Below are 9,502 nucleotides of genomic sequence, written 5' to 3'. Positions count from 1 at the left end.
GCGGGCCGTCCCGCAGCTGGGCCAAGTGGGCGTCCAGGTCGTCGAGTTGGTGCAGAGCGAGGTCGTACAGGGCGCGCTGCCAGCGTTCCTCGGGGTCCGTGCCGTCGCTCCGGGTGTCCCGCCGTACGGCGTCCACGTCGCCCTTGAGCCGCCGCGCCTGCGTGATCAGCGCCTCGACCGTGCCGCGTCCGGGCGGCTGGGCGGCTGGGCGGTCCGCGGAGACTGGGGACGGCATGACGCACTCCGATGGGGACGGTGACGACGGGGACGACGGGGGACCGCTACGACTGTCGCACAGCCCGCGACGCCCTGTAAGGGATTTGGCAACACACGATACGGTGGTGCTTCTGGCATATGCCAGAGTCTTCCCGGAGTGATCCGCGGGTACGAACGACGTAGTCGCCGAGGTGGCCAAGTCGTAGCACTTCTACGTGAGTTGAGCCAATCGGCGCGGTCCGGCGCCGGTGTTCAAGCGCGTGTTCGACGTTCGTCTGTTCCATGGCGGTGCGGAGCGGCCGGTACCTGCCGAAGTCTGACCGGAATTGGCGGCATGTCAGAGGGCCGCGCCGACTCCTTAAGAGCATGGACATCACCGTCGAACAGCTCGCCGAGGCCCGGCTCGTCACCGCCCAGCACCAGGAGGTCCCGGTGTCCGCCACTCTTCGCTACACCGCCGCCGAACCCCTCGCCGTGTTCGTGGACTTCCCGGCCGAGGCCGCGCTGCACGGCGAGGAGGTCACCTGGACCTTCGCGCGCACCCTGCTCGACCAGGGTCTGCGGGCCCCCGCCGGCCATGGGGACGTGCAGATATGGCCGTACGGCCGGACCCGGACGGTCGTGGAGTTCCACTCGCCGCACGGCATGGCCCTGCTGCTGTTCCCGGCGTCCTCGCTGCGGCGCTTCCTGGTGCGCACGTACGAGGTGGTGGCCGGCGGCCAGGAGGATGTGGCCGCAGTGGTGGAGCGGGGGCTGAGCGCGCTGTTCGGCGGGGTGTGAGCCGGCGCCGGACACCGGCGACGGTGTCAGCGGACGGGCCCGGCGTACAGGTCCGGACGCGGGGCGAGCTCGACGGCCACCCGGCCGCCGGTCTCCAGCGCCCGGACCCCCGCCTCGGCGACGACGGACGCCGCGTAGCCGTCCCAGACGTCCGGCCCGGTGACCTCCCCGCGCCGGGTCGCGTCGACCCACGCCTGCAGCTCGCGGTCGTAGGCGTCGGCGAAGCGGACGAGGTAGTCCTGCGCGACCTCTTCCCGGGCGCTGCCGCGGGTCGTGACCACCATGGTGTGCTCGTCGCCGATGCGGGCGCTGCCCGCCTCGCACACGGCCTCGCAGCGCACCTGGTAGCCGAAGCCGCTGTTCACGAAGACCTCCACGTCCACCAGGGCGCCCCGCTCGGTCTCGAACAGCACGAACTGCGGGTCGAGCAGGCCCTCGGGCGCGCCCGCGGACGGCGTGGGCCGCAGCACGGTGACCGCCGTCAGCTCCTGCCCGAGCAGCCAGCGGGCCGCGTCGATCTCGTGCGAGACCGAGCTGTTGATCAGCATCGCGCTGGTGAAGCCGGCGGGGGAGGAGACGTTGCGGTGCGTGCAGTGCAGCATCAGGGGCCGGCCCAGGCTGCCCCCGTCCAGCAGGGCCTTCAGCCGCCGGTACTCGGCGTCGTAGCGGCGCATGAAGCCGATCTGCGCCAGCCGGCGGCCGAGCGTCGCCTCGGCCTCCACGACCCGCAGGGCACCGGCGGAGTCCGGCACCATGGGCTTCTCGCACAGCACCGGCAGCCGGCGGGCGAAGGCGGCGAGCAGTGCCTCCTCGTGCGCGGGGCCGGGGGAGGCGATCAGGACGGCGTCCACACCGGGCGCGTCCAGCGCGGCCACCGGGTCCGTGTGCACGTCGGCCCCGTCGAGCCCGGCCACCGCTGACGCGGCCCGCTCGGCATCGGGATCGGCCACCGCCACGACCCTGGCCCCACTGACCACCTGGTCGAGCCGTCGTATGTGATCGGCCCCCATGTGTCCGGCACCCAGTACCGCCACACCCAGCAGGTCACCCATGTGCGCGCTCCCTTACGCCGACGATCACGCCGTAGCGTACGCCGACGCAAGGGCGGGCCCCTCGGGGTCAGTACCGCAGCACTCCCGCGATGCCGTCGGCCTCGTTCAGCGTGCCGTCGGGCACGAAGCGCACCTCGGCACCCGTCTCCAGGCACTGCTCCACGATCTCGTCCACGATGTCGTCGCGGGCGTCCAGGTCACCGGGCTCGGCCGGCACCAGATGCTCGCCGAGATCGCGGACGGTGGCACGGAAGTTCTCCTCCACGGCCAGCAGCCGGACCCGGCCCTCGCGGGCGCTCTGCCACAGCTCGTCCAGCCCGGCGGCGTACGTGCGGTGACCGCGGGCCGAGGTCAGTTCCTCGACCACGGTCCTGGCGTCCTTGCGGGACTCCTCGGCCAGCACCGGGCGCAGCGCCTGCCAGACCGCGTCGGGGCCGGCGTGCCCGAGGCCGCCGTGCGGGACGTGGACGGCGGACTTGGCGACAGTGCCGACCTCGTCCAGCAGGGACAGCGCCGCCTGCTCGCCCATCACGTAGAGCGGCCGGGGCTGTTCGCGCAGGACGGTGCCCATGGCGGTGTCCGCCTCGCGCAGGAACTGGCGGGTGCCCTCGTCGCGGAAGGTGCTCGGCAGATCACCGATCCGCATCTGGCGCTCGGCGTCGAAGTTCTCCCGTCTGCGCTCCAGCGGGAAGCCGCCCAGGGGCTCCTCGACGACCCGGTCCGGGCCGCCGCCCCAGAGGGTGACGCGGTCCGCGGAGACGGACAGCACCCAGTAGGGCCGCTCGGCGGTGTGTGCGGCGACCAGGTTGCGGGTGAGGAAGGTGTCGGACAGCACCACCCGCTCGGGGACGCTGCGGGACAGGGACCAGACCTGGTGCTCACCCGGCGCGGCGAAGATCACCAGGCCGTCCTCGGCATGCGTCAGGTCGACCTCGGCGAGGGCCCGGTCGAGCTGTGCCTCGACGTCGGCACGCCGCTCGCGGGTGACGGCGGGGTCGGACTCCAGGCGTCGGCGGGCCTCGGTCAGCGCGTTGCGCAGGCGGACCGGATCCTGGCCGCTTCCGCGTTCCCGGCGGTGCGTCGGGGTCAGCACGGAGACTGCCGGATAGGGGCGCGGGCGCCGTAGTTCGGCGAGGGTCGCGGGACTCAGTGCGTGCTCCATGACACGACGATAGGGCGGATCCACCTTTACGGCATTCGGGGTAATCCGGACATCCGTCTCTCCGTCGGCCGCCGCTCGGACTCCCGGTGGACGGCGGTGACGCGGGCCGCGCGGCCCGTTGCCGTACTCGTCAGTAACCGGACCGTGCCGCACCCAGGAGGCCGCCATGCCGCAGCTCGACGTCGACGGAGCGACGCTGACGTACGACGACGAGGGCCCGCGCGACGCGGCGCAGGTGCCCGTGGTGCCCGCGGCCTGCTGATGGCGGCCTCCACCCTGGTGCCGTTCCGGATGTTCGTGGCCGCCAACATCCGACGCGCCTTCGCGCCGGGCCATCCGCGCGAGGAGATCCGGGCGCACATCCGCGCCTCGGCGGCCACGCCGCGCGAGGTCGTCATGACGCTCTACGGCGCCATGCGGGCCTTCGACGTCCTGGACCGGGCCGGGGAGATCGCCGTACCGACCCTGCTCGTGCACGGCTACCACGACGTCCAGCTGCCGGTGGGGCAGATGCTCCGGCTGGCCAAGGCCTGCCCCGACGCGGTCGTCCGGGTTCTGGACGCGGGTCACGAACTGCCCGTCGAGAAGCCGGCCGAGCTGACCGGAGCGCTCGACTCGTTTCTGAACGCGAAGCCGTAGTGAGGCGCCTTGCTCCGTCCGCTTGAGGAAGTTTTTGCCCGTGGCCGATTCATTTCGCTCCGTGCCCGGTAAGGGGCCTCTCCGCAGATTTTGCTAAGGCAAAACGCGGCCGAAATCGTGGGGACGGGAGACCGGACCGTGTTACGGCCGCGTTGACGCGGCCGGCCGCCCGACGGACGCTCGTCATATAGGTGCTCGATACAACTGGTTTGTCCCGGCCGGTCGTCGCTTACCACGAAGGCGCAGGTCAAGGCGGGACCGACGGGCAGCCGGAGGCAGGAGGTAGCGCATGTGCGGCATCACCGGATGGGTCTCCTTCGACCGCGACCTGACGGCCGAGACCACCACATTGCATGCGATGACCGAGACGATGGCCTGCCGGGGCCCGGACGACCGCGGCACCTGGACCGAGGGCCCCGCCGCCCTCGGACACCGCCGGCTCGCCATCATCGACCTCCCCGGCGGCCGTCAGCCGATGTCCCAGCCGACCCCCGAGGGCACCGTCGCCCTCGTCTACTCCGGGGAGACCTACAACTTCACCGAGCTGCGCCGGGAACTGACGGACCGTGGCCACCGGTTCACCACCGACTCCGACACCGAGGTCGTGCTGCACGGCTACCTGGAGTGGGGCGACGCCGTCGCCGAACGGCTCAACGGCATGTACGCGTTCGCCGTGTGGGACGGCCGCCACGACAAGCTGGTCATGATCCGCGACCGCATGGGCATCAAGCCGTTCTACTACCAACCCACCGCCGACGGTGTCCTCTTCGGCTCCGAACCCAAGGCGATCCTCGCCAACCCGCTGGTCCGGCCGCGCGTCACGCTGGACGGCCTGCGCGAGCTGTTCGTCATGATCAAGACGCCGGGCCACGCCTTCTGGGACGGCATGCGCGAGGTCGAGCCCGGCACGGTCGTCACCGTCGACCGCTCCGGACTGTCCACGCGCGTCTACTGGCGCCTGGAGACCCGCCCGCACACCGACGACCGCGACACCACCATCGCCACCGTGCGCTCGCTCCTCGACGACATCGTGCGCCGCCAGCTCGTCGCCGACGTGCCGCGCTGCACCCTGCTGTCCGGCGGACTCGACTCCTCCGCCATGACCGCGCTGGCCGCCCGTCAACTCGCCGCCGACGGCGAGAAGGTGCGCAGCTTCGCCGTCGACTTCGTCGGCCAGACCGACAACTTCGTCGCCGACGAACTGCGCGGCACCCCCGACACGCCGTTCGTGCACGACGTGGCCCGGCTCGCCGGCACGGACCACCAGGACATCGTGCTCGACGCCGACGCCCTCGCCGACCCCGCCGTCCGCGCCCAGGTCGTCCGCGCCCGCGACCTGCCGTCGGGTCTCGGCGACATGGACAGCTCGCTGCTGCTGCTCTTCCGCGCCATCCGGGAGAAGTCCACGGTGGCCCTGTCCGGCGAGTCCGCCGACGAGGTCTTCGGCGGCTACCTCCAGTTCTTCGACGAGGAGGCGCGCCGCGCCGACACCTTCCCGTGGCTGGCGACCATGGGCCGCCACTTCGGCGAGGACGCCGGCGTGGTGCGCGCCGACCTCGCCAAGTCCCTGGACCTGGAGAGCTATGTCGCCGACGGCTACCGCACCGCCGTCGCCGGCATCGACCGGCTGGACGGCGAGAGCGACTTCGAGTACCGGATGCGGCAGATCAGCCACCTGCACCTGACCCGCTTCGTGCGCATGCTGCTCGACCGCAAGGACCGCATGAGCATGGCCGTCGGACTGGAGGTCCGGGTGCCGTTCTGCGACCACCGGCTGGTCGAGTACGTCTACAACGCGCCCTGGGCCCTGAAGTCCTTCGACGGCCGGGAGAAGAGCCTGTTGCGGGAGGCGGCGGTGGACGTCCTGCCGCGCTCCGTGTACGAGCGCGTCAAGAGCCCGTACCCGTCCACGCAGGACCCCCGCTACGCCCGCGCCCTCCAGGAGCAGACCAAGGAGCTGCTCGCCCGGCCCTCCCACCCCGTCTTCGACCTCGTCGACCGGGACCGGGTCCGGCAGGCCGCCGAACGCGAGGCACCGGTCAGCACCCAGGCGGCCCGGCGCGGCCTCGAACGCACCCTGGACCTCGCGGCGTGGCTGGACCTCTACTCGCCCGAGCTGGTGCTGGACTGAGCCGGCCGGCCGAGCCCGATGGCGCGGTCGGCGGCCGCCGCCGACCCCTGCCACCACGTGGTCACCGGCTCCCAGACGAGCACCCGGCGCCCGGTGCCGAGCCGCCCGGCGGTGAAGGAGCGGCCCTCGTGCTCGGCCGACGCCGCCACCCCGACCCCCACCACCCGGCGGGCCTCCGGGTCCGCCGGGTCGGCGATGGTCCGCACGTCGGCGTAGGCCGTGCCGCCCGCCGCGAGCCGGTAGGTGCCGGTGCCGCCCTCCGGCACCGGCAGCGCGATCCCGTCCAGGTCCCCGAAGGTGACCGTGGGCACCCGGTCGACGAGACACGCGCGCGCGGCGCGGTTGGTGACGCTGGTGCGCAGCACGGTCGGGTGGCCGGCCACGGCCTTCGCCCGGATCGTCAGCGCCTTCTCGGCGCAGCGGGCGGGCCGGTCCTGGCCGGGGGCGGCCTGGCTCTGCGGCGCGGTCAGCAGCAGGGCCGCCGCGGCGGCCGAGGCGGCGGGTACGGCGATGGCGGCGCGCATGCGCATGACGGGCTCCCTGTCGCGGTCACGTAGGGGATACGGAGGGGTACGGCGGCCTGGCTGGGCGCGCCTCGTGAGTGGGGACGGCCGGGGCGGCCGGGAGGTTGCCCCGGCGCACGGCATTCACCCGGATGCGCCACGTCCGGCACCGGCCGGCGCGGAGGCGGACCGGCTGTTGGTGGCGCGCGGCCCTCAGCCGGCGCTGTCCGGGGGGACACTCGGGGGGGTCGCGTCGGCCGGGCATGAGCTACCGCTCGCGGGCAGCGAGCCGTACAGCAGGAAATCGTTGACCTTGCGGTTCACACACGTGGAGGACGAGTACCCGGTGTGGCCGTCACCCTTGTTGTCGAGCACCACCGCCGACGAGCCGAGCCGGTGCGCCGTCTCCACGGTCCACCGGTACGGCGTCGCCGGATCGCCGCGCGTGCCCACGAGCAGCATCTTCGCCGAGTGCACGTTCTTCACCCGGTCGCGGATGAAGTCGGTGCCCCTGGGCCGGCCGTAGCACATCAGGAGCTGGGTGAGCCGGTAGCGGCCGAAGACCGGCGAGGCCTCGTCGTACGCGGCCCGCAGGTCCTTCAGGTCCCTGGTGAGCCGGGCCGCGGTGGGCCGGTCGGGGTCGTCCGCGCAGTTGATCGCCATCAGCGCGGCCGGCAGGTTGTCCGCCGGGACGTCCTGGGCTTCCGCCAGCCCGCCGTCCGACCGGTACCGCTCGCGGGGCAGGCCGATCCCGCCCGCGGCGAAGGCCTCGACGCGCCGGGTGTCGCCGTCCTCGACCAGCGAGGCCAGTGCCCGCTCCAGCGAGGGCCACAGCTCCCTGCTGTACAGGGCCTGTCCGATGGCGCCCACCAGGTCCTGGCCGGAGAACGAGCCGCCGCGGCCCGTGGGCACCGGGTTCTCGTCGAGCGAGCGCACCAGCCGGATCACCTCGTCGCCGGCCGCGCGCCGGTCCCGCCCGAACGGACAGCCGAGATCCGTCGCACACCAGTCCAGGAAGTCGTCCAGCGCCGTCTGCTGCCCCTCGGCCCCCGCCACCCCCTGCTCGGCCAGCGACTCGGTCAGCGTGTCCACGCCGTCCAGGACGACCCGGCCGACCTTGCCGGGGAACTGCGCCGCGTACACCGCGCCGAGCCGGGTGCCGTAGGAGAAGCCGAGGTAGTTGAGCCGGTCGTCGCCGAGCGCCTGGCGGATGACGTCCAGATCGCGTGAGGCGTTCACGGTGCCGATGTGCGGCAGCACCCGGCCGGAGAAGCGGGCGCACTGGTCGGCGGCCTGCCGCAACCGCTTCAGCAGCGCCTGCGGACGGCTGATGTCGGTGTCCTCCTCCGTCACGGCCGAGGCCACGTCACCGCCCTCGCCGCAGCTGACGGGCGAGGACCGGCCGACCCCGCGCGGGTCGAAGGTGACCACGTCGTAGCCCTTGGTCAGGTCCATGAACTGGTTGCCCTCGGCGGCCAGCTCGGGGATGCCGGCGCCGCCCGGGCCGCCGAAGTTCAGCAGCACCGAGCCCCGGGGCGTGCCGCTGGCGCGGTAGCGGGCCAGCGCCACGTCGAGCGTGCCGGCGCGGGGCCGCGCGTAGTCCAGGGGCACGGTGACCTTCGCGCACTGGAGGTCCTTCGGCAGGTCCGGCCCCTCGCAGGCGGCCCAGGTGAGCTTCTGCCGGTAGAACCGGGACAGGTCGGGCTGCGGCGGGTCGGCGGCGGCCGTCGGCAGCCCGGCCCCGAGCAGCGCCAGGGCGAGGGCCGAGGCACCCGCGCAGCGCCGTACGGCCTGCCGTGTGGACAGCTTGGCCAGCATCGTTCGCCTCCCGGGGCGCCCGCCGGGACCGGGGACGGCGCCCTCGGAACAGGTTAAGCGGGCCCCGGACGGCCCGCCTCCGGGCGAGCGGGGCGGCTCCCGCCGAGGTATCGTGCGCGCCCTCCCTGCCCCCGTTGGTGATCTTTCAGCGGCTTTACATGCAGTTCGATAACCGTGCCGCTCGATGGGGTGAAAGACCGATTAGCCATAACTCCGATTGGTTCGCCTCCGTTTTAGGTGGTGCGGGTGAGTGCTCGCGATGATGTCTGGAAGGCAGGGAACCTATGAGACGGGCTACCCGAAACGGTGTGATCGCCGTCGCCGCCGCGTCCGGCGCGAGGGCCGTGGCGCTGCCGGTGTCCGCCGCCTTCGCGGCGGGCGGGTCCGACGCCCAGGGCTCGGCGGCCGGCTCGCCCGGGCTGGTCTCCGGCAACGGCATCCAGCTGCCGGTGCACGTGCCGGTGAACGTCTGCGGCAACACGGTCGACGTCGTGGGGCTGCTCAACCCGGCCGCGGGCAACGCGTGCGCGAACACCGGCGGCGGGAAGAGCGGCGGCACCGGGAAGAGCGGCGGCACGGCGAAGGACGGTGCATCGGCCGCCTCCGGCGGGGCCTCCGCCCACGGCGGTGCCGAGGACTCGCCCGGGATCCTCTCGGGCAACGGCATCCAGCTCCCCGTCGACCTGCCGGTCAACGTCAGCGGCAACAGCGTCGACGTCGTCGGCATCGGCAACCCGGCCCACGGCAACCAGTCGGTCAACGGCCACGGCGACGAGCCGGCCCCGCCCCCTCGGACCCCAGCCCCGACGCCCCGGACCCCGAAGCCGCCGGCCCCGGCCCGGTCGCACCCCGCCCCGCACCCGGCGACCTCCACGCTGGCCCACACAGGCGCGGACGTGACGACCCCGGCCGTCGCCGGCAGCGCCGCGCTCCTCCTCACCGGCGCGATCCTGTACCGCCGCTTCCGCCCGGGCCGCCCCCACTGACCCGCCTTCGCGGAGGCCGTGGCCGGCGGGGGACACGGGGGCGCGAGCAACGAGGTGGGCCGACATCCACCGGTGCCAGGCGCCCGCGCGCGGCTCCACTGGTGTCTGGCGCCGTGCGGCCCACCGAATCCCGGCCCGCCGTGCGGCCCACCGGATCCCGGCCCGCCGTGCGGCCCACCGGATCCCGGCCCGCCGTGCGGCCCACCGGATCCCGG

Annotated in this window: 7 protein-coding genes and 2 pseudogenes; 4 read left to right on the top strand and 5 right to left on the bottom strand. The window is 73.4% G+C overall.

The annotated features are described in order from the left end of the window. Positions 1 to 235: pseudogene (locus tag ABZV94_RS37910) on the bottom strand (phosphatase); the annotation flags it as partial. A 347-nt stretch (positions 236 to 582) separates the two neighbouring features. On the opposite strand from ABZV94_RS37910, the gene ABZV94_RS37905 reads away from it, so the two are divergent. Then, positions 583 to 996 carry an SsgA family sporulation/cell division regulator gene (locus ABZV94_RS37905; RefSeq protein ID WP_356348964.1) on the top strand — a complete coding sequence of 138 codons (414 nt, stop codon included), beginning with the start codon at positions 583 to 585 and terminating at the stop codon, positions 994 to 996. A gap of 26 nt (positions 997 to 1,022) precedes the next feature. Here the strand turns inward: ABZV94_RS37905 and ABZV94_RS37900 are convergent, their stop codons facing one another. Both ABZV94_RS37900 and ABZV94_RS37895 read right to left on the bottom strand, forming a co-directional pair. Further along, complete coding sequence (locus tag ABZV94_RS37900; protein ID WP_356348963.1) at positions 1,023 to 2,048, bottom strand: Gfo/Idh/MocA family oxidoreductase; 1,026 nt, start codon at positions 2,046 to 2,048, stop codon at positions 1,023 to 1,025. 67 nt (positions 2,049 to 2,115) lie between these two features. Beyond that, positions 2,116 to 3,210, bottom strand: coding sequence for a chemotaxis protein (locus tag ABZV94_RS37895; protein WP_356348961.1), 1,095 nt, complete (start codon positions 3,208 to 3,210; stop codon positions 2,116 to 2,118). 237 nt (positions 3,211 to 3,447) lie between these two features. On the opposite strand from ABZV94_RS37895, the pseudogene ABZV94_RS37890 reads away from it, so the two are divergent. Together ABZV94_RS37890 and asnB are read left to right on the top strand one after the other, a co-directional pair. Next, positions 3,448 to 3,849, top strand: a pseudogene (locus ABZV94_RS37890) (alpha/beta hydrolase); the annotation flags it as partial. Between the two features lie 289 nt (positions 3,850 to 4,138). Further along, complete coding sequence (asnB, locus tag ABZV94_RS37885; RefSeq protein ID WP_356348959.1) at positions 4,139 to 5,980, top strand: asparagine synthase (glutamine-hydrolyzing); 1,842 nt, start codon at positions 4,139 to 4,141, stop codon at positions 5,978 to 5,980. Here the strand turns inward: asnB and ABZV94_RS37880 are convergent. Together ABZV94_RS37880 and ABZV94_RS37875 are read right to left on the bottom strand one after the other, a co-directional pair. Next, positions 5,953 to 6,510, bottom strand: a complete 558-nt coding sequence (locus ABZV94_RS37880) for a DUF4232 domain-containing protein (RefSeq protein WP_356348957.1) — start codon at positions 6,508 to 6,510, stop codon at positions 5,953 to 5,955. The two genes, asnB and ABZV94_RS37880, sit on opposite strands and share 28 nt — an antisense overlap. A 186-nt stretch (positions 6,511 to 6,696) precedes the next feature. Beyond that, complete coding sequence (locus tag ABZV94_RS37875; RefSeq protein WP_356348955.1) at positions 6,697 to 8,301, bottom strand: alpha/beta hydrolase; 1,605 nt, start codon at positions 8,299 to 8,301, stop codon at positions 6,697 to 6,699. Positions 8,302 to 8,609: 308 nt separating this feature from the next. Here ABZV94_RS37875 and ABZV94_RS37870 point away from each other — a divergent pair, with 308 nt between their 5' ends. Further along, a complete protein-coding gene (locus ABZV94_RS37870) occupies positions 8,610 to 9,287 on the top strand; it encodes a chaplin (RefSeq protein WP_356348953.1) in 678 nt (225 codons plus the stop codon). The last annotated feature ends 215 nt before the right edge of the window (positions 9,288 to 9,502 follow it).

Source organism: Streptomyces sp. NPDC004658 (genome assembly GCF_040609555.1).
Classification (GTDB): Bacteria; Actinomycetota; Actinomycetes; order Streptomycetales; family Streptomycetaceae; genus Streptomyces.
Note: the sequence above shows the minus strand (reverse complement) of the source record. Positions and strands in the feature narration are given on the sequence as shown.